Origin of the sequence: Pseudomonas sp. xss_2, from assembly GCF_043104195.1 — a bacterium.
Taxonomy (GTDB): domain Bacteria; phylum Pseudomonadota; class Gammaproteobacteria; order Pseudomonadales; family Pseudomonadaceae; genus Aquipseudomonas; species Aquipseudomonas urmiensis.
The window spans coordinates 89,572-109,605 of the sequence record NZ_JBICKL010000091.1; the positions used below are offsets into that span (position 1 = coordinate 89,572).

Below are 20,034 nucleotides of genomic sequence, written 5' to 3' on the forward strand. Positions count from 1 at the left end.
GTCAATGCTGGCGCAAAAACATTATCGTGGGGCCAGCTCATTCAAGTGGCGGGCCACCGCAATCCATGCACCGATATACCCTAACAACACTGCACCAATCAAGAGCGATAGACCATCGGACGCTGGCACTCCGCCAAGTGCGAAATCACTACCATACAGGCCAGAAAGGCCGACTACCGCGTCGTTGAGCCAGTCCAGCCCGAACGCCAGGATGCCCCAGGCCAACAGCCCGGCACCCAGTCCATACAGCGCCCCCATGTACAGGAAAGGCCGGCGCACGTAGCTGTCCGTGCCGCCTACCAGCTTGATCACTTCGATCTCGACACGGCGGTTTTCAATATGTAGACGAATTGTGTTACCGATTACTAACAGCAAGGCAGAAATCAGCATCACGGCCAAACCGAAGACGAACCGGTCGCCCAGCTTGAGAATCGCCGCCAGACGCTCGACCCAGACCAGGTCGAGCTGCGCCACTTCAACCCGTGGCAGCTCCGAAAGGCGCTGACGCAGGGCTTCCAAAGCCGGCTTGTCGACTTCGGTCGGGGTCACCACGACGACACCCGGCAAGGGGTTGTCCGGCAACTCACGCAGTGCTTCGCCCAAGCCGGACTGTTGCTGGAACTCTTCCAACGCCTGCTCGCGGCTGACGTATTGGGCATCGGCCACCCCGGGCATGCCCTTGATTTCATCGCGCAGCGCCTCACCTTCGCGGCTACCGGCATCGAGCTTCAAGTACAGCGAAATCTGTGCAGCACGCTGCCAGGAACCGCCCAGTTGCTCGACATTCTTCAGCAGCAGCGACAGGCCCATCGGCATGCTCAAGGCCACAGCCATCACCAGGCAGGTGAAGAAACTACCGATAGGCTGCTTGCCCAGTCGGCGCAGGCTGTCGGCCATGCTCGCCCGGTGGCTTTCCAGCCAGGCATTGAACAGGGTGCGAAAGTCCGGGCCGTCGTCATCGTGGCCGCCGCGCTTCTTGCTCGGCTGCGGATCAGCAGGCTTGGGCGCGACGCGCTCGGAAACCTTTGGTGTACGTGTGGTGCTCATTGCCCGGCCTCCCCATCGCCGATCAGACGGCCGCGTTGCAGGGTCAGCATGCGGTGACGCATGCGCGCGATCAGGGCCAGGTCGTGACTGGCGATCAAGACCGTGGTGCCCAGGCGATTGATGTCCTCGAACACGCCCATGATCTCCGCCGCCAGGCGTGGATCGAGGTTACCGGTCGGTTCGTCAGCCAGCAGCAAAGCTGGCTGATGGACGATGGCGCGGGCGATACCGACCCGCTGCTGCTGACCAGTGGACAAGTCTGCCGGGAACAGCTCGCCTTTGTCGCTCAACGACACGCGCTCGAGCGCCGAATCCACACGCTTGGCGATCTCGGCCTTGGACAAGCCGAGAATCTGCAGCGGCAGGGCGATGTTGTTGAATACCGTGCGATCGAACAGCAATTGGTGGTTCTGGAACACCACGCCGATCTGCCGACGCAGGAACGGGATCTGCGAATTGCTGATCTGGCCAAGGTCTTGCCCTGCCAGCAGCAGCTTGCCGCTGGTCGGACGCTCCATGGCCAGCAGCAGGCGCAGCAAGGTGCTCTTACCGGCGCCAGAGTGGCCGGTGACGAACAGGAACTCGCCCCGGCGCGCGCGGAAACTCAGTTCATGCAGGCCGACGTGGCCATTTGGGTAGCGCTTGGCAACCTGTTCGAATCGAATCATGAATGCTCCCGCTCGGCAAACAGGGCTTTGACGAAAGGCTCGGCCTCGAAGGTGCGCAGATCGTCGATGCCTTCACCGACGCCAATGAAGCGAATCGGCAGCTTGAACTGCTTGGCCAGGGCGAAGATCACCCCGCCCTTGGCGGTGCCGTCCAGCTTGGTCAGGGCCAGGCCGGTGAGCTCGACGCTCTGGTTGAAGTACTTGGCCTGGCTGATAGCGTTCTGGCCGGTACCGGCATCGAGCACCAGCAGCACTTCGTGCGGCGCGTCGGCATCGAGCTTGGCAATGACCCGGCGGACTTTCTTCAGCTCTTCCATCAGGTTGTCTTTGGTATGCAGGCGACCGGCGGTATCAGCGATCAGTACATCCGCGCCACGGGCCTTGGCGGCCTGCACGGCGTCGAAGATCACCGAGGCCGAATCGGCACCGGTGTGCTGGGCGATGACCGGAATCTGGTTGCGCTCACCCCAGACCTGCAACTGCTCGACCGCTGCGGCGCGGAAGGTGTCACCGGCGGCCAGCATGACTTTCTTGCCATCGAGCTGCAGCTTCTTCGCCAGCTTGCCGATGGTGGTGGTCTTGCCGGCGCCGTTCACGCCGACCACGAGGATCACGTAGGGCTTGTTCTGCGCTTCGACTTTCAGCGGCTGCTCGACCGGGCGCAGCAGTGCAGCCAGTTCCTCTTGCAGCGACTTGTACAACGCGTCAGCGTCAGCCAGCTGTTTACGGGCAACCTTCTGGGTCAGGTTCTGGACGATGGTCGAGGTGGCCTCAACCCCAACGTCAGCGGTCAGCAGGCGGGTCTCGATCTCGTCGAGCAGGTCGTCGTCGATGACTTTCTTGCCCAGGAACAGGCTGGCCATGCCTTCGCCGATGCTGGCACTGGTCTTCGACAGGCCTTGTTTGAGGCGAGCGAAGAAGCCGAGCTTGGACTGCTCATTGGCAACCCCCGCTGGGGCCTGCTCAGGTTCAGGCTCGGCGACGATCGGCGCGGCTTCCACAGCGAGCGTTGGCTGCGCTTGGAGCACTGGCGCCACGACAACCGGCTCTGGCTCAGCTACGGCAGCAGTAGCAACAACAGGCTCGACAGGCTGCGGCTCGATGACCGGAGCCACGGCGACAGCTTCAGGCTGCAGCGCAGCGGGCTCGGGCGCCTGCACCACCGGGGCCACAGGTTCGACAGCCGGGCGCAGCGGGATCGCCGGGGGCTCCATAGGCTCAAGGTCAGGAACCAGCGCCACAGGCTCTTCGGCCACCGGCAAAACCAGCGAGCTGACAGGGGTGTGAGCGGGCTCGGCAGTCGGCGCCACGGCCGCGGCCACAGGGTTCTGTGGTGGCTGCTCGATTTCTGCCGCTGGCGAGCTCTGCACAGGGGCAGGCTCGGGCTGCGTCACCTGCGCGTCCGGAGCAGGCAGCTCAACGGGCACAATCGGCTCGGCAGCCTGAGGCTCAGGCGTTTGCGGCTGTTCGGCGACAGCTTGCTGCGGTTTCTTGCGGAACCAGCCGAACAGGCCTTTCTTCTCGCCAGCCTCGGCCGGCGCTTTTTTGTCGTCGTTGGAACCAAACATGGAAGACGGCTATCTCAGGGTAGCGATGGGCCATTAGCGGCGCATCTGGAATTCTCTATCACGCAGAACAGACTATCTTGAATCCGGCTGGTTCATGCGCAACGTTTTGTCGTAGGTCCTGCGGGCCAGAACGGCGACAGGCATGGTCGCCAGGCAACCGGATCAGTATCCTAGCACCTCCTGGCCCGCCGACGCTAAACCGAAGCGGGCCGCCGTACAGGTTAATCAACGTATGAATGCTCTAGCCCGCCGTGCCGCTGGCCTGTTGCTCAGCACGCTCTGCCTGCCGCTGGCAGCCCTCGCCGCCGATCCGCAACCGACCCACGAGTTCATCCTCGACAACGGCCTGAAAGTGGTCGTGCGCGAAGACCATCGCGCGCCAGTGGTGGTCTCGCAGATCTGGTACAAGGTCGGTTCCAGCTACGAGACCCCGGGCCAGACCGGTCTGTCGCATGCCCTCGAACACATGATGTTCAAAGGCAGCGCCAAGCTTGGCCCTGGTGAAGCCTCGCGCATCCTGCGTGATCTGGGCGCGGAAGAAAACGCCTTCACCAGCGACGACTACACCGCTTATTACCAGGTTCTGGCCCGTGATCGGCTGCCGGTCGCCCTGGAGCTTGAGGCCGACCGCCTGGCCAGCCTGCGTCTACCGGCCGACGAATTCAGCCGCGAGATCGAGGTCATCAAGGAAGAGCGCCGCCTGCGCACCGACGACCAGCCCAATGCCAAGGCGTTCGAGCTGTTCAGCGCCATGGCCTACCCGGCCAGCGGCTACCACACCCCAACCATCGGCTGGATGGCCGACCTGGACCGCATGAAGGTCGAGGAGCTGCGCCACTGGTACGAGTCCTGGTACGCGCCGAACAACGCCACCCTGGTGGTGGTCGGCGATGTCACCGTCGATGAGGTCAAGGGCCTGGCGCAAAAGTACTTCGGTGCCATTCCCAAGCGCACGGTGCCGCCTTCCAAGCTGCCGCTGGAATTGGCCGAGCCTGGCCTGCGCCAACTCACCCTGCATGTGCGCACCCAGCTGCCGAACCTGATCTACGGCTTCAACGTGCCGGGCCTGGCCACTGCCAAGGACCCACGTAGCGTGCACGCCCTGCGCCTGATCTCGGCGCTGCTCGACGGCGGCTACAGCGCACGCATGCCCGCGCGCCTGGAGCGCGGCCAGGAGCTGGTGGCCGGTGCATCCTCCGGTTACGACGCCTTCACCCGCGGCGACAGCCTGTTCCTGATCTCGGCCACGCCAAACGTGCAAAAGCAGAAAACCCTGGCGGATGTGGAAAAAGGCATCTGGCAGCTGCTCGACGAGCTCAAGACCACCCCGCCGACTGCCGAAGAGCTTGAGCGCGTGCGCGCCCAGGTCATCGCCGGGCTGGTGTATGACCGCGATTCCATCAGCAGCCAGGCCACCACCATTGGCCAGCTGGAAACCGTGGGCCTGTCCTGGAAGCTGATCGACAGCGAACTGGATGAGCTCAAGCGCGTGACCCCGCAGGACATCCAGGACGCCGCCCGCACCTATTTCACCCGCGAACGCCTGAGCGTTGCCCATGTACTGCCCGAGGAGTCCGCTCATGAGTGATCGCAGCGCCCCACGCTATACCCTGATCGGCCTGGGCATCATCGCGCTGGTAGTGGCTGCAGCCTTCCTGCTGGCCCGCCCGGCCCAATCGGACAACGCGGGCAAGGCCGACAGCGCTGCCGCCCGCCCGACCAATACCCTGCAATCGCTGGCCGAGCTGGACGGCAAGACGCCCAGCCGACGCGAGCTGAACATCCAGAACTGGACCACCGCCGAAGGCGCGCGAGTGCTGTTCGTCGAAGCACGCGAGTTGCCGATGTTCGACCTGCGCGTGACCTTCGCCGCCGGTAGCAGCCAGGATGGCGACGTCCCTGGCCTGGCCACCTTGACCAACGCCATGCTCAACGAAGGGGTCGCCGGCAAGGACGTGACCGCCATCGCCGAAGGCTTCGAAGGCCTGGGCGCGGACTTTGGCAACGGCTCCTACCGGGACATGGCGGTCGCTACCCTGCGCAGCCTCAGTGCCCCGGACAAACGTGAACCGGCACTGAAACTGTTCGCTGAAGTCGCCGGTAAGCCGACCTTCCCTACCGACGCCCTCAAGCGTATCCAGAACCAGCTGTTGGCCGGTTTCGAGTACGAAAAGCAGAACCCAGGCAAGATCGCTGGCAAGGCGCTGTTCGCCAACCTGTATGGCAGCCACCCTTACGCGCACCCGAGCGACGGCACCGCCCAGAGCATCCCTGGGATCACTCAGCAACAGCTGCGCGACTTCCATGCCAAGGCCTATGCCGCAGGCAATGCGGTGATCGCCTTGGTCGGTGATCTGAGCCGTAGCGAAGCCGAAGCCATCGCCGCTCAAGTCTCCGCCGCGCTGCCTAAAGGTACCGCCCTGGCCAAACCAGCCGAGCCGAGCGAGCCCAAGGCCGGCGTCACCCATATCGACTTCCCGTCCAAGCAGACCCACCTGATGCTCGCCGAGCTGGGTATCGACCGCCAGGATCCAGACTGGGCTGCGCTGTCGCTGGGCAACCAGATCCTCGGTGGCGGTGCTTTTGGCACCCGGCTGATGAGCGAAGTGCGGGAAAAACGCGGCCTGACCTACGGCGTCTACTCGGTGTTCAGCCCGATGCAGGTGCGCGGCCCGTTCATGATCAACTTGCAAACCCGCGCCGAACTGAGCGAAGGCACCCTCAAGCTGGTGCAGGATATCCTCGCCGACTACCTCAGCAATGGCCCCACCCAGCAAGAGCTGGACGACGCCAAGCGCGAACTGGCCGGCAGCTTCCCGCTGTCCAATGCCAGCAACGCCAGTATCGTCGGCCAGCTGGGCGCGATCGGCTTCTACAACCTGCCGCTGACCTGGCTCGAAGACTTCATGCAGCAGTCGCAGAGCCTGACCGTCGAGCAGGTCAAGGCAGCCATGAACAAACACCTGGCGGCGGACAAACTGGTGATCGTCACGGTTGGCCCGAAAGTGCCGCAAAAACCACTGCCACCGCCTACTGACAAACCCGCCGAGCAGCCGCTTGGCGTACCGGAGCATTAATGGCCAAGCCATCCACCCCCGCTCGCGCCGCCCAGGGCGCGAGCCAAGGCCAGGGCCACCTGCGCATCATCGCTGGCGAGTGGCGTAGCCGTCGCCTGGCGGTGCCTGCGGGCCCAGGCCTGCGCCCAACCCCTGATCGCGTGCGCGAAACCGTGTTCAACTGGCTCGCCCCCTACATCGAGGGCGCCCAGGTGCTCGACGCTTTCACCGGCAGTGGCGCCCTGGTCCTTGAAGCGTTGTCTCGCGGCGCCGAAGATGCCGTGGCACTGGACAGCAACCCGGCAGCCATCAGCAACCTCAAGGACAACCTGGAACTGCTGCGCTGCCCGCGCGGGCAGATCCTGCAGACCGATGCCCTGCGCTATCTGGACGGCGAGGCGAAAAAGCAGTTCGACGTGGTGTTCCTCGACCCACCGTTTCACCAGGACCTGCTGGCCACCACCTGCAACCTGCTCGAACAGCATCAGTGGCTACGTGAGCGCGCCTGGATCTACACCGAAAGCGAAGCCGCGCCATCCTCGCTGCAGATGCCAGCCAACTGGCGCCTGCACCGCGAGAAGAAAACCGGCCAGGTGCATTACGCCTTGTGGCAACGCGGCTGAGCCCCCTACCCGCCTGCGTAACTAAGTAACGCAGGCGGGTGCCTCGATTGATTGAAGCTGCTGCGCTCCTACTGTTTCCCGGAGCTCATCAATCATGGCTACCCCCGATCCGTTGCAAGCCAGCCTCGCCTCCCTCCTCAGCCGCGCCCAGCTACCCATAGAACAGTTCACCTTGGACAACGGGCTCAAGGTTTACTTGCAGCAGGACCCTAGCAGTCCATTGGCCTGTGTTCAGCTGTGGTACCACATCGGCTCCAGTCACGAGCCCGCTGGCCATACAAACCTCAGCCATGTTCTGGAGCACATGCTGTTCGAAGGCAGCCGCAAGCTCGCCCCCGGCCAATACTCGAGGATCATCGACCGGCTGGGCGGCACCAGCAATGCTTCGACCCGGGATGATGCCACCGTGTACGAAGCGATCCTGCCCTCGTCTCAGCTGGAAGCGGCGCTGGAGATAATGGCCGACACCATGGCCAATGCCAGTCTTGATCAGGCAGCCTTGGTCAAGGCTGTCGAGGCGGTGAAGAACGAGCGCAGGCTCAAGGTCGATAACAATGCGTTGATGCAGGCCTTTGAGCGTCACAAATGGCTGGCCCATGGCGGCAACGCGTACGCTGCGCCTAGTTATGGTGAGGCGCACGACCTGGAGAGCCTGAAGCTTGAAACCGTGCGCACGTGGTATCGAACCTGGTACCACCCCAACAATGCAACGCTGGTGGTGGTCGGCGACGGCGACCGGCGACTTCTAGAAGAATGGGTACAGCGCCATTTTCAAGGCTGGCCAGCGGCCCCCTTGGCGTCATCGTCTGCTCCCCGGCAACCTGCGCAACTGAATGAACGCCAGGAGGTGCTTTCGCTACCGGGATTGCGAGACGGCTTCCTGATGTCTTTCAACGTGCCCAGCCGTAACTCCGCTGCTTCAGAAAAAACCGTTCCGGCGTTGACTCTAGCTTTGCAGATGCTCTGCAAAGGCCCGGGCTCATTGCTTTATGGCACCCTCGTGCGCGACGCACAGATACTCAGTGGCATCGACGGCCAATACGATCATCACCTTCGTGGCGACACCTTGCTGAGCTTGTATGCCTACAGCAATGCCGCCAACGTCACTCCCGAACAAGCCAGCGAGCGCGTCTGGAACAGCATAGAAGCGTTCAAGCAGTCGCCTCCCGCGCTGGAGGCGCTCGAACAACTCAAATTGCAGTTGCTGACACGCCAGCTTGCCAAACACAGCGCTTTTGCCGATAAGGCTGAAACCATAGCCACGCGTGCCATCAGCGGCATATCACCTACTCAATTGGACCAAGAGCTGCAAACCCTCATCGCGCTCACCCCGCAGGAGGTCCAACAGGTTGCGCAAGCGTTCTTGACCCGAGAGCGGCTGAGCACTACTCACATGCTCGCACCACGCACCCAGCCCATCACCCCGCTAACACCTTTGCGCTGTACCGATCTCGCTCCAACTGCTAGGGCCGCTGACCTCTCGGCACTCACCGCGATGGCCCGGATCGACATCGACCGCATCGACTCACCCAGGCGCCAAATCCGCATATGGCGGACCCGCCAAGGGGGGAAAGCGTGTTTCGTCCCGACAGAAGGCTCGTCGCTATTCGACCTGCAACTACGCTTCAACGCAGGAGCAGGCGCCGACGGCGATACCCCTGGCGTTGCCGCATTAACGCTGTACATGCTTGACCAAGGCACCGGTGCACTTGATGCCCAGCAGTTTGCCGAGCAGCTTGGCGGGCTTGGAGCGAGCATGACTCGGTCGATCTCTCACGATCATGCCACCGTCACAGTTAGCGGTCTCAGCACAGCCGCCTTACGCTCCAAAACGCTTGCCTTGCTCATCGAGATGATCGCGCGACCAGCGTTCAACCCAACAGCGCTCGGCGCAATGAAGGCGCGATTAGTCGCTTACCTGCAACGGCGGGAGGCAAGCCCGGCAGCCAGGGTCGACAGAGAAATCCTCAGTCGCCTGTTTGCCGGTCATCCCTACGCAACAGAAGTCGCAGGCACCTCAGAAGGCATTGCAAAGCTGGACCGGGGCATGCTGCAGGCCTTTCACCAACGCGCGTATACCGCTGCAAATGTCGAGATCACCCTGGTCGGTGACCTGAACCGCACAGAGGCTGAAACCCTCATCGATGCGATCTCGCACGCACTGGCGCAGGGCGCAGCCATGGCGCCGCTCCCTGTCGCAACACCGCTTCACGAAGCTAAAGTGCTGGCAATCAAAGAGCTTGCGAGCAACACCAGCGTGAAGCTGGCCCTGCCGCTGAGCCTGTCGCCGGGCAATGCCGACTATCCTGCGACGATGGTCGCGAATCAGATACTTGGCCGGGGGGCCGAATCTCGGCTGGCCACTGAGTTGCGCGAACGGCGATCACTGACGTACAGCATTTACTCGGACCTGAGGATGTACAAGGCCGGTAGCTTCTTGTACATCACCTGGGATGTGCAACCTGCCTACCTTCAGGCCTCGGTAGAACTGGTCAGGTTGATTGTCCGATGCTTCATCGAACACGGGCCAAGCCAGGCAGAGCTGGAGCTTGCCGTGGCGCAACTCAAGGGTGAACTGTTGCGCACCTTTGCCGATGACACTCAGCTGTCGGAGAAAATTGCAGAACTCAATACGCATGGGCTTTCAGCGACCCATTACGAAGATTACCTTGCACGGCTTTCGCAACTCACCAGCGAAGAGGTTCGCAGCGTGGCTGCTCGGCTGATCGATCTCGACCACATCGTGTGCGTCAGTGTCGGCCCCGCGACCGAGCAAGAAAACTTGCCACCGCTACCGGCAGCCGACCAATAGCGTAGGTACAGCGGCGGTGTTCCATGGCACTCTAGGCAGGCACACAAAGAGTCGCCCAGCATGCCCAGCCTCACCGCCACGTTCCGCCCCGCCACCGGGATTTCCAACCCCCACCTGCAAACCTTGTGGGGGCCGCTCTGGCGCAAGATGCCCGATTTGCAGCGCAGCCGAGAGCGACTCTGGCTGGCCGATGGCGACTTCCTCGACCTCGACTGGCACGGCCCGCATCAGCATGACGCACCGCTGGTGCTGGTCCTCCACGGCCTGACCGGCTCATCCAACTCACCTTACGTCAAAGGCTTGCAGCAAGCCTTGCTGGCGCGTGGCTGGGCCAGTGTCGCGGTGAACTGGCGTGGCTGCTCGGGCGAGCCGAACCTGCTGGCCCGCAGTTATCACTCCGGCGCCAGCGAAGACCTCGCCGAAGCCATCAGCCATCTGCGTGCCCAGCGGCCACTGGCGCCGCTGTATGCAGTTGGCTATTCACTGGGCGGCAATGTGTTGCTCAAGTATCTGGGTGAACGCGGCTCGGCCAGCCAACTGCAGGCAGCGGTAGCGGTGTCGGTGCCGTTTCGTCTGGACGAGTGTGCCGACCGCATCGGTCAGGGCTTTTCCAAGGTCTACCAGGCGCACTTCATGCGTGAAATGCTCGCCTACGTGCAGCACAAGGAGCGGCATTTGCGCGCTAACGGCCACCACGAAGGGGTGGCGGCGCTGGAGCGCCTCGGCACTCTGCGCAATTTGCGCACGTTCTGGGATTTCGATGGCAAGGTGACCGCGCCGCTCAACGGCTTCCGCGATGCGCACGATTACTACCGGCGCTCATCGAGCCGCTATTACCTGGGCGAAAATCGCACGCCAACGCTGATCATTCATTCCAGCGACGACCCGTTCGTGTTCAGCCACAGCTTGCCCACGGCGGACGAACTGGCGCCGCAGACGCACTTCGAGCTGCACAGCCGTGGCGGGCATGTCGGATTTGTCGACGGCAGCCTGCGCAATCCGGGGTATTACCTGGAGCGACGGATTCCGCAGTGGCTGGTAGAGGGAGGCTGAGCCCGAATCGTTGGCCAGCCTCCACTTGAAGTCAGGTTCAGTCGCCTGTCGCAACCCCATGTTGCGGATCATTGATCCACTCGCTCCACGACCCCGCATACAGCCTACCTAGCGGATACCCCGCCAATGCCAAGGCGAACAGGTTGTGACAAGCTGTCACCCCTGAGCCGCAATACGCCACCAACTGCTCGGGCGCACGTCCCGCCAGTTTCTCGTCAAAGCGCTGCTTGAGCTGATCAGCAGGTAAAAAGCGCCCATCTGCGCCTAGATTGTCAGTAAATGCAGCGCATTGAGCGCCCGGAATATGCCCAGCCACCGGATCGATCGGTTCGACTTCACCGCGAAAACGCGGCAGACCGCGGGCATCGATCAGGGTCAACTCTGGTTTTTTCAGCGTCTTGGCCAGCTGTTCGGCATCGATCAACAGGTGCACGTCTGGCTCGCCGCTGAAGGTGCCTTCGCGCTTGGGTGCAGGATCCAGACTCAACGGTAGGTGCGCCGCGTGCCAGGCCTTGAGGCCGCCATCGAGAATCGATACCCCATCGCGCTTACCCAGCCACGCCAGCAACCACCAGGCACGGGCCGCGAAGGCGCCGGGACCATCGTCATACAGCACCACCTGGCTGTCGTTATCCACACCCCACTCGCGCAAGCGTTCGACCAGGCGCAGCGGCTCGGGCAGTGGATGACGACCGGTCACGCCCTTGACCACCTTGCCACTCAAGTCCCGTTCCAGATCAGCAAAATGCGCCCCGGCGATATGTCCCTCGGCATAGCTGCGTTGGCCGTAGTCCACGTCTTCCAGGGCGAAACGACAATCGAGGATCACCAGTTTGGGCGAGTCGAGTTGCTCGGCCAGCTGTTGCGGGGTGATCAATTGCGCAAGGGGCATGACAATCTCCTGATCAATGGCACGAAAGCCCTGGCTCACTGCTCCAGGGCTTGGTTGAACGGTATGTGGAATTCCTGGCACAGCGCGTCCACGGCAGTGCGGGCGCCAGCGGTGACGAAGCCGAGCTCCAGTACCAGCACCTGATAGACGCCGCGCTTGAAGGCTTCTTCACCCATGTGCGCGGTATGTTCGCGAGTGGTACTGAGAAACCGTACCCAAGAGGTCAGCACAATCCAGGCGTTGATGGTCAGCGACTCAATCTGCGCAGGCTCCATGGCCAGAATCCCGGCATCGACGAACCCACGGTAGATCGCTTGGCCCTGCTGCAGGCAGCGTTGGGAAAAACGTCGATAGCGCGCAGCCAGCTCCAGGTCGCTTTCAAGCAGGTGCTCAAGATCACGGTGCAGGAAGCGAAAATTCCACATCGCGGCCAGCAAGGCCTTGAGATAGAAACGCTTGTCCTCAACCGTCGCGGCGCGGCCCTGGGGCGGTCGCAGGAAACTGTCGACCAGCTCTTCGTACTGGCTGAACAGCACGGCGATAATCGCCTGCTTGTTAGGGAAGTGGTAATACAGGTTGCCGGGAGAAATCTCCATGTACGCGGCAATGTGATTGGTGCTGACGCTACGTTCGCCCTGTTGGTTGAACAGCTCCAGGCTGTTCTGCACGATGCGCTCACGGGTCTTGATGCGCGGGGCCATGCTCAGCTCCAGTCTGCAGGCTTGTAGATAGCTGCATCTTACGGTTAATCGCGACCAAGATGCACCGTTGCAGCAGGGGGAAAAACTCCAGCCAAGCGCCGCTTTAGAGTATAGGCTCTAGGGGTTGTGCAGCCTCTTGGAGCTCCCATGACTTCGTCTTTTTCCCTGCCCCCTGTGCATTCGGACCTCGACCTGCAGGCGTTGTTCGCCAGCCAGCGACAGGCGTTCGCCAGCCACCCGATGCCACCCGCAGCCCAGCGCCGACAATGGCTGAAAAGCCTGCGCGAAGCGTTGTTGGCGGACCAAGATGCACTGATCGAAGCGATTGACGCCGACTTCGATGGACGCAGCGCCGATGAAACCTTGCTTGCTGAGCTGTTGCCGTCGGTGCAGGGCCTGCGCCATGCCGAGCAACACCTGCAGCGCTGGATGAAGCCCGCGCGGCGCAAGGTAGGCCTGGCATTCCAGCCGGCGACCGGGCGCGTGCTGTACCAGCCGTTGGGCGTGGTCGGGATTATCGTCCCGTGGAACTACCCGCTGTTTCTCGCCATCGGCCCGCTGACCTGCGCCCTGGCGGCCGGCAACCGGGTGATGCTCAAGCTCAGCGAAGCCACGCCGGCCAGTGCGGCGGTGCTCAAAGCGCTGCTGGAGCGGGTATTTCCCGCTGATCTGGTCAGTGTCGTGCTCGGCGAGGTGGAAGTTGGCCAGGCCTTCGCCCGCCTGCCTTTCGATCACCTGCTGTTCACCGGTGCCACCAGCATCGGCCGCCAGGTGATGCTGGCCGCCGCGCACAACCTGACGCCGGTAACCCTGGAGCTGGGCGGTAAATCACCCGCTATCGTCTCGCCCAGCGCAGCGCTGGACGGCGCCGCCGAGCGCATCGCCTTCGGCAAGACCCTCAACGCCGGGCAAACCTGTGTCGCGCCCGACTATGTGCTGGTGCCTCGCGACCACTTGGGTGCATTCGCCGAGGCCTATCGACGTGCGGTCCGGCGCCTGTACCCAAGCATTGCCGACAACCGCGACTACAGCGCGATCATCAACCCGCGCCAGCTGCAGCGCCTTGAGCGGCTACTGGCCGATGCCAGCGACAAGGGCGCGCAGGTGCTCGATCTGTATGCCGACGAAACACGCCAGGGTCGGCGCCTGCCCCCGCATTTGCTGTTCGATGTGAGCGATGACATGCAGGTGATGCAGGACGAAATTTTCGGCCCATTACTGCCGCTAGTGCCTTATGACCGTCTTGAGGACGCCTTGGCCTACATCAACCAGCGTCCCAGACCACTGGCGCTCTACTATTTTGGCTACAACCGGGCCGAGCAGGACTACGTGGTGCATCACACCCACTCCGGCGGAGTGTGCCTGAATGACACCCTGCTGCATGTTGCCCAGGATGATCTGCCATTTGGCGGCATCGGCCCATCCGGCATGGGCCACTACCATGGCCAGGATGGTTTTCTGACCTTCAGCAAGGCCAAGGCCGTGCTGGCCAAGCAAAGGCTCAATGCTGCGCGGTTGATTTATCCGCCATATGGCAGGACGTTGCAGCGCCTGGTCTACAAGTTGTTCATCCGCTGAGCCTGAACTGGACCGATCGCGGGGCAAGCCCGCTCCCACGAATCCTGCGCCGATGGGCGTGGGAGTGGGCTTGACCCGCGATTAGGCCAATACAGGCAAGCCACATGACAACCCATACCCGTACTGTCTATAGTGCCTTCGTCAGGCCGCACCGCTTGGCCGGGCGCAATCGCTGCGCTACCATCCGACTCCCCAACGCACTCCAAGCCAGGATGACGCGATGAACCGAGTGTTGTACCCGGGTACTTTCGACCCTATTACCAAGGGCCACGGCGACCTGGTCGAGCGCGCTTCGCGTCTGTTCGATCACGTGATCATCGCTGTGGCGGCCAGCCCCAAGAAAAACCCATTGTTCCCCCTGGAACAGCGGGTTGAGCTGGCCCGTGAGGTCACCAGGCACCTGCCCAATGTCGAAGTCATCGGCTTCTCCAGCCTGCTTGCGCATTTCGCCAAGGAGCAGAATGCCAATGTGTTCCTGCGTGGCCTGCGCGCGGTCTCGGATTTCGAGTACGAGTTCCAACTGGCGAACATGAATCGCCAGCTGGCACCAGACGTCGAGAGCCTGTTCCTGACGCCGTCGGAGCGCTATTCGTTTATTTCCTCGACCCTGGTCCGGGAAATTGCCGCATTGGGCGGTGACATCACCAAGTTCGTCCATCCGGTGGTGGCCGAGGCCCTGACCGAACGCTTCAAGAAGTGATCTACACGACCTGAGCGTCGCGCCCGCGTGCACTGCGGGCGCGATTGCGGCACAATTGTGCCCATTAGGTCTGAAACATGCCCGGGCCCAGAGCCCCGGCCGGAGCCCCCATGTCCCTGATCATCACCGACGATTGCATCAACTGCGACGTCTGCGAACCCGAGTGCCCGAACGCCGCCATCTCCCAGGGCGAAGAGATCTACGTGATCGACCCAAACCTGTGCACCCAGTGCGTGGGCCATTACGACGAGCCGCAGTGTCAGCAGGTTTGTCCGGTCGACTGCATCCCCTTGGATGAAGCTCACCCGGAAACCGAAGACGAACTGATGGCCAAATACCGTCGGATCACCGGCAAAGCCTGATGCCGTTCGTCGGCGCGTTTCGCAGCGCAGCCCTGGGCGCCGTTCTGGCGCTGCTGGCAACTGCGGCCCACGCCCAAGGCCCTGGCCGCGCGGCAATCGCCAGCCCGCATGCGCAAGCCACTGCGGCGGCAGGCCAAATCCTTGCGCAAGGTGGTAACGCTTTCGATGCGGCAATTGCCGTCAGCGCTGCGCTGGCGGTGGTCGAGCCTTATGGTTCGGGGCTCGGCGGAGGTGGTTTCTTCCTGCTGCGGGAAGCCGGCGAGCCACCGCGCTACCGCTTCCTCGACGCCCGCGAGCGCGCACCTGGCGGCGCAACCGAGGACATGTACCTCGAACAGGGCAAAGTCAGCCCGGGGCTTTCGATCAATGGTGCGTTGGCCGCGGCCATTCCCGGCCTGCCTCAAGCCTTGGCCGAACTCGCTGCGACTCACGGCAAGCTGCCGCTCAAGGACAGCCTTGCCCCAGCCATTCGCCTGGCGAACCAGGGCTTTACCGTGGACCGCATCTATCGCGACCGCGCCACCATGCGCCTGAGTGCGCTGCGTGACGATCCGGAAAGCGCACGGTTATTTCTGCTGAGCAACCAAGTCCCGCCGCTGGGCGCGGTCATCCGCCAGCCAGAGCTGGCCCGCACCCTGCAACGCATAGCCGATGACGGCCGTGAGGGCTTTTACCGAGGCGTGCTGGCCGAACAGTTGGTAAATGGAATCCGCCAGGCGGGCGGTATCTGGACCCTCGATGACTTGGCCAACTACCGCACCGTCTGGCGCGAGCCGTTGCGTTTCAACCTGGCCAACCAACGCCAATTGATCAGCAGCCCACCGCCCTCGGCAGGTGGCGTGGCCTTGGCGCAAAGCCTGGCGATGCTCCAGCGCCTGCCCTGGCAAAGCGCCGAGCCGGTCCAGCGCAGCCATTACGTGATTGAAGTGCTGCGCCGGGCCTATCGAGATCGTGGACTACTGGGCGACCCGGATTACGTCAGCAACCCGATCAATCGCCTGCTGGCGCGCAACTACCTGACCGGGCTTGCCGACAACATCGACGTTTATCAGGCCACACCCAGCAGCGCCTTGGCTCCCGCCCCGGCATGGCGCGAAGGCGATCACACCACGCACTTTGCGGTGATCGACGCCGACGGCAATGCGGTGTCAGCCACCCTTTCGGTCAACTTGCCATTCGGCGCGGCCTTCACCGTGCCAGGCAGTGGCGTGGTGCTCAACAACGAGATGGACGACTTTGCCGCCGATCCGCACGGCAGCAACAGTTATGGGCTCGCTGGCAGCCAGGCCAATGCCGTAGCGGCGGGCAAGCGCCCCCTGTCGAGCATGAGCCCCAGCTTTATCGAGAGCCCGACCCAGCTGGCCAGCTTCGGCACGCCGGGTGGTAGCCGGATTCCGAGCATGGTGCTGCTGTCGGTGATGGGTTTTCTTGAGGGCCGACCGGTGAGCGAATGGCCGGCGACGGCGCGGTATCACCACCAGTATCTGCCGGACGTGGTTGAGCATGAGCCGGGGACGTTCAGCGCTGTGCAAAAAGCTGAGCTGGAGGCTCGCGGGTATCGCCTGAAGGACCTGGGGCGTAGCTACGGCAACCAGCAGGTGCTGTATTGGGACAAGGCGGCGGGGACGCTAGAAGCGGCAAGTGATCCGCGCGGTGTGGGCGAGGCTTTGATCGCTCCTTAACCTGGAGCAGGAAAATCGCGGGGCAAGCCCGCTCCCACGCCGTCTCAGTATCGAAGAATGAGCTGCGCCCCAGATGTTGGACACCCATCCATCATATGGGGCGCAGCTCAGAACTGCGTGGGAGCGGGCTTGCCCCGCGATAGCGTCAGCGCTGACAACGCGGGCAATAGACACTAGCGCGTTGCCCCAGCTTCAGCTCACGCAAAGGGGTACCGCACAGCTTGCACGGCATCCCACCGCGCCCATAGACAAACAGTTCCTGCTGGAAGTACCCCGGCTGCCCATCGCCACCGATGAAGTCGCGCAAGGTGGTACCACCGCGCTCGATGGCCGCCGCCAGCACCCGCTTGATCTCGATCGCCAGCTTCAAATAGCGCGCCCGGGAAATCCCACCCGCCTCACGCCGTGGATCGATCCCAGCGGCGAACAACGCCTCGGTCGCATAGATATTGCCCACGCCAACCACCACCGCGTTGTCCATGATGAACGGCTTGACCGCCATCGAGCGGCCCCGCGACAGCTGGAACAACCGATCGCCGTCGAACAGATCGGTCAGTGGTTCCGGCCCCAGCCGCAGTAGCAGCTCATGGTTCAGCGGGTCGAGCGACCAAAGCATCGCGCCAAACCGACGCGGATCGGTGTAGCGCAGGGCCAGCCCCGACTCCAGCTCGATATCCACATGCTCGTGCCTGGCCGCGGGCAAGCCCAGCTCAACCAGGCGCAGGTTGCCCGACATACCCAGATGACTGATCAACGTCCCCACCTCGGCATTGATCAACAGGTACTTGGCCCGCCGCTCCACCGTGACGATGCGCTGGCCGGACAGGCGCACATCCAGATCCTCCGGAATCGGCCAGCGCAAGCGCCGCTCACGCACCACCACGCGGCTGACCCGCTGGCCCTCCAGATACGGCGCAATACCGCGCCGGGTAGTCTCGACTTCGGGCAATTCAGGCATCGGTCAGTGCCCGCCCAGTTCGCGTATGGTCTGCTTGAGGTTTTCGAAGTCGTACTCCGACAAACCGATGTAGTCGAGCACCAGTGGACCAACCACATTCCACTCATGGTCGACGTTCTGATTGCCCAGCACCCGATAAGAGGCGCAGATGTGCTCGGCCATCTTCAACACCGCCAGCAGGTTCTTCAGCTGGGTCTGGGTGTTGCGCGAGGACTCATCGCGGAACACCGCCAAGGCATTGTGGTGGTTGGCGATCGCCGCGCTGATGTGCTCTGGCAAGCGCCAGGACTTGGCGGTGAAGTACCCCACCACCGAATGGTTGGTGTTGAACACCCGGTTCTCGGTATCGACCACGCGGGTTTGTTCACTCGCCGTGGCATAGGCGTCTTCCAGCACGTCCATGTAATTGGGGAAGCGCTTGAGCATCAGCGGCACGCCGCAATCGTGGAACAGGCCCAAGGTGTAAGCCTCGTCTGCCGCCTGGATACCGGTGCGCTTGGCCAGGGTCAGGCAGGTCATCGCCACATCCTGGGCAGTGTCCCAGAAGCGGTTGAGGGTGACGATGGTCTCGTCGCTCATTTCGCCCTTGATCGACTGGGCGTTGATCAGGTTGATGATCGAACGGCTGCCCAGCAGATTGACCGCCCGCTGGATCGAACCAATCTTGTTGGAAAGGCCGAAGTGCGGCGAATTCACCAGCTTGAGCAAGGCACCGGAGAGGCCCGGGTCCTGGGCGATCAGCTTGGCGATGGTCTCCAGATCCGGATCGGGCATGTACTGCTCGAACTGCAGGTCGACCATGATCTGCGGCTGCGGCGGAATGGTGATGCCTTGCAAGGCTTGTTGGATCTGTTCGGGGCTGAGTTCCTGGGACATTGGGCACACACTCGGTAAGGACATGGGATTCTAACCCTGTACTCCGGCAGGGCACCAATCACTGGATCGTTCGAACGGCGCTTAACTTTATACCTGAGATGTCCGCAGCGACCTGCGCGTGCTGTGAGTCTTGGCGTGATTGCGGCTAAACACGCGAACCCGCCCGCGCTTTGTCGCGCCCCACAGCGAAGCTGGGGCCAACACGTTATACTCCCGCTCTTTTTTCCCGGAGCGACGTCATGTCCCTGCCCAGCCTACGCCTCAAAGCCAATGCCGATCGCCGCCTGCGCGCCGGCCACCTGTGGGTCTACAGCAACGAAGTCGATGTCACCGCGACCCCGCTGCAAGGCCTGCAAGCCGGCCAACAGGCGATCCTCGAGGCAGCCAACGGCAAGCCACTGGGCATCGTCGCGCTGAGCCCGAACAACCTGATCTGTGCGCGCCTGCTGTCGCGTGACATCAAGCTGCCGCTGGACAAGTCGCTGCTGGTGCACCGCCTCAACGTGGCGCTGTCGCTGCGTGAACGGCTGTTCGACAAGCCGTGCTACCGCCTGGTCTATGGCGACTCCGACCTGCTGCCAGGCCTGGTGGTCGACCGCTTCTTCGACATCCTCGTGGTTCAGCTGGCCTCGGCGACCATGGAGCAGCACAAGGACGACGTGATCGCCGCCTTGGTCCAGGTACTCAAGCCAAGCGGCATCCTGTTCAAGAACGACTCCGCCGCCCGCGATGCCGAAGGCCTGCAGCGCTATGTCGAGACCGTCTACGGCGAAGTGCCGGATTGGGTCGCGCTGGAAGAGAACGGGGTGAAATTCGAAGCACCGGTACGTGAAGGACAAAAGACCGGCTGGTTCTACGACCACCGCATGAACCGCGCGCGCCTGGCGCCGTACGTCAACGGCAAGCGCGTGCTGGATCTGTTCAGCTACATCGGTGGCTGGGGTGTGCAGGCCGGCGCCTTCGGTGCCAGCGAAGTGTTCTGCGTCGATGCCTCCGGCTTCGCCCTCGATGGCGTCGAGCGCAACGCAGCGCTGAACGGCATCAGCGAGAAAGTCACCTGCATCGAAGGTGACGTGTTCGAGGCCCTGCGCGAGCTGAAGGCCGCCGAAGAGCGCTTCGATGTGATCATCGCCGACCCACCCGCCTTCATCAAACGCAAGAAAGACCTGAAAAACGGCGAGGCCGCCTACCGCCGCCTCAACGAACAGGCCATGCGCATGCTGACCAAGGACGGCATTCTGGTCAGTGCCTCGTGCTCCATGCACCTGCCTGAAGATGACCTGAACAGCATCCTGCTGACCAGCGCCCGCCACCTGGACCGCAACATGCAGTTGCTCGAGCGCGGCGGCCAAGGCCCGGATCATCCGGTGCACCCGGCCATTGCTGAAACGCGCTACATCAAGAGCATCACTTGCCGGTTGCTGCCTAACAGCTGATCCAGGCCACGCCGCGTGAACG

At 62.8% G+C, this 20,034-nt stretch carries 17 protein-coding genes; 10 read left to right on the plus strand and 7 right to left on the minus strand.

From position 1 onward, the window contains the following. Positions 1-21: 21 nt before the first annotated feature. Genes ftsX through ftsY form a run of 3 tightly spaced genes read right to left on the minus strand, consistent with a single transcriptional unit; the run spans position 22 to position 3,283 of the window. Positions 22-1,047, minus strand: a complete 1,026-nt coding sequence (ftsX, locus tag ACF8K2_RS23485) for a permease-like cell division protein FtsX (protein ID WP_312152797.1) — start codon at positions 1,045-1,047, stop codon at positions 22-24. Then, positions 1,044-1,715, minus strand: coding sequence for a cell division ATP-binding protein FtsE (gene ftsE, locus ACF8K2_RS23490; RefSeq protein ID WP_186556547.1), 672 nt, complete (start codon positions 1,713-1,715; stop codon positions 1,044-1,046). The genes ftsX and ftsE overlap by 4 nt, the downstream gene beginning before the upstream one ends. Further along, a complete protein-coding gene (gene ftsY, locus ACF8K2_RS23495; protein ID WP_392467921.1) occupies positions 1,712-3,283 on the minus strand; it encodes a signal recognition particle-docking protein FtsY in 1,572 nt (523 codons plus the stop codon). Before ftsY ends, ftsE begins: the two co-directional genes overlap by 4 nt. A gap of 232 nt (positions 3,284-3,515) precedes the next feature. Here ftsY and ACF8K2_RS23500 point away from each other — a divergent pair, with 232 nt between their 5' ends. From ACF8K2_RS23500 to ACF8K2_RS23520, 5 genes are all read left to right on the plus strand, one after another. Continuing rightward, the gene (locus tag ACF8K2_RS23500) at positions 3,516-4,871 is read left to right on the plus strand and encodes a pitrilysin family protein (protein ID WP_186556545.1); all 1,356 of its coding nucleotides are present in this window, start codon (positions 3,516-3,518) and stop codon (positions 4,869-4,871) included. After that, positions 4,864-6,360, plus strand: coding sequence for a M16 family metallopeptidase (locus ACF8K2_RS23505; protein ID WP_392467922.1), 1,497 nt, complete (start codon positions 4,864-4,866; stop codon positions 6,358-6,360). The genes ACF8K2_RS23500 and ACF8K2_RS23505 overlap by 8 nt, the downstream gene beginning before the upstream one ends. Then, a complete protein-coding gene (rsmD, locus tag ACF8K2_RS23510; protein ID WP_392467924.1) occupies positions 6,360-6,962 on the plus strand; it encodes a 16S rRNA (guanine(966)-N(2))-methyltransferase RsmD in 603 nt (200 codons plus the stop codon). The genes ACF8K2_RS23505 and rsmD overlap by 1 nt, the downstream gene beginning before the upstream one ends. Positions 6,963-7,056: 94 nt before the next feature. Continuing rightward, the gene (locus ACF8K2_RS23515) at positions 7,057-9,774 is read left to right on the plus strand and encodes a M16 family metallopeptidase (RefSeq protein ID WP_392467926.1); all 2,718 of its coding nucleotides are present in this window, start codon (positions 7,057-7,059) and stop codon (positions 9,772-9,774) included. A 60-nt stretch (positions 9,775-9,834) separates the two neighbouring features. After that, a complete protein-coding gene (locus ACF8K2_RS23520; protein ID WP_392467929.1) occupies positions 9,835-10,827 on the plus strand; it encodes a hydrolase in 993 nt (330 codons plus the stop codon). Positions 10,828-10,864: 37 nt separating this feature from the next. Here the strand turns inward: ACF8K2_RS23520 and ACF8K2_RS23525 are convergent, their stop codons facing one another. Both ACF8K2_RS23525 and ACF8K2_RS23530 read right to left on the minus strand, forming a co-directional pair. Continuing rightward, positions 10,865-11,719 carry a sulfurtransferase gene (locus tag ACF8K2_RS23525; protein ID WP_392467931.1) on the minus strand — a complete coding sequence of 285 codons (855 nt, stop codon included), beginning with the start codon at positions 11,717-11,719 and terminating at the stop codon, positions 10,865-10,867. Positions 11,720-11,754: 35 nt separating this feature from the next. Further along, entirely contained in the window at positions 11,755-12,420 is a 666-nt protein-coding gene (locus ACF8K2_RS23530) for a TetR/AcrR family transcriptional regulator (RefSeq protein ID WP_392467933.1), read from the minus strand. 147 nt (positions 12,421-12,567) lie between these two features. Between ACF8K2_RS23530 and ACF8K2_RS23535 the strand changes: the two genes are divergently transcribed. The 4 genes from ACF8K2_RS23535 (at position 12,568) to ggt (ending at position 16,742) form a co-directional block, all read left to right on the plus strand. After that, the gene (locus ACF8K2_RS23535) at positions 12,568-13,998 is read left to right on the plus strand and encodes a coniferyl aldehyde dehydrogenase (RefSeq protein ID WP_392467934.1); all 1,431 of its coding nucleotides are present in this window, start codon (positions 12,568-12,570) and stop codon (positions 13,996-13,998) included. 220 nt (positions 13,999-14,218) lie between these two features. Continuing rightward, positions 14,219-14,698 carry a pantetheine-phosphate adenylyltransferase gene (coaD, locus tag ACF8K2_RS23540; RefSeq protein WP_186556538.1) on the plus strand — a complete coding sequence of 160 codons (480 nt, stop codon included), beginning with the start codon at positions 14,219-14,221 and terminating at the stop codon, positions 14,696-14,698. Positions 14,699-14,808: 110 nt separating this feature from the next. Next, positions 14,809-15,060 (plus strand): YfhL family 4Fe-4S dicluster ferredoxin, encoded by a 252-nt coding sequence (locus ACF8K2_RS23545; protein ID WP_011531711.1) that lies wholly within the window; start codon positions 14,809-14,811, stop codon positions 15,058-15,060. Next, complete coding sequence (gene ggt / locus ACF8K2_RS23550; protein ID WP_392467937.1) at positions 15,060-16,742, plus strand: gamma-glutamyltransferase; 1,683 nt, start codon at positions 15,060-15,062, stop codon at positions 16,740-16,742. Before ACF8K2_RS23545 ends, ggt begins: the two co-directional genes overlap by 1 nt. Before the next feature lie 145 nt (positions 16,743-16,887). Here ggt and mutM read toward each other — a convergent pair whose 3' ends face one another. Together mutM and ACF8K2_RS23560 are read right to left on the minus strand one after the other, a co-directional pair. Further along, on the minus strand, positions 16,888-17,700 hold the full coding sequence (mutM, locus tag ACF8K2_RS23555; RefSeq protein WP_186556536.1) for a bifunctional DNA-formamidopyrimidine glycosylase/DNA-(apurinic or apyrimidinic site) lyase: 813 nt from the start codon (positions 17,698-17,700) through the stop codon (positions 16,888-16,890). A gap of 3 nt (positions 17,701-17,703) precedes the next feature. Further along, the gene (locus ACF8K2_RS23560; RefSeq protein WP_186556609.1) at positions 17,704-18,522 is read right to left on the minus strand and encodes an HDOD domain-containing protein; all 819 of its coding nucleotides are present in this window, start codon (positions 18,520-18,522) and stop codon (positions 17,704-17,706) included. Between the two features lie 293 nt (positions 18,523-18,815). Here ACF8K2_RS23560 and ACF8K2_RS23565 point away from each other — a divergent pair, with 293 nt between their 5' ends. Further along, positions 18,816-20,012 carry a class I SAM-dependent rRNA methyltransferase gene (locus ACF8K2_RS23565; RefSeq protein WP_312155971.1) on the plus strand — a complete coding sequence of 399 codons (1,197 nt, stop codon included), beginning with the start codon at positions 18,816-18,818 and terminating at the stop codon, positions 20,010-20,012. Positions 20,013-20,034 lie beyond the last annotated feature (22 nt).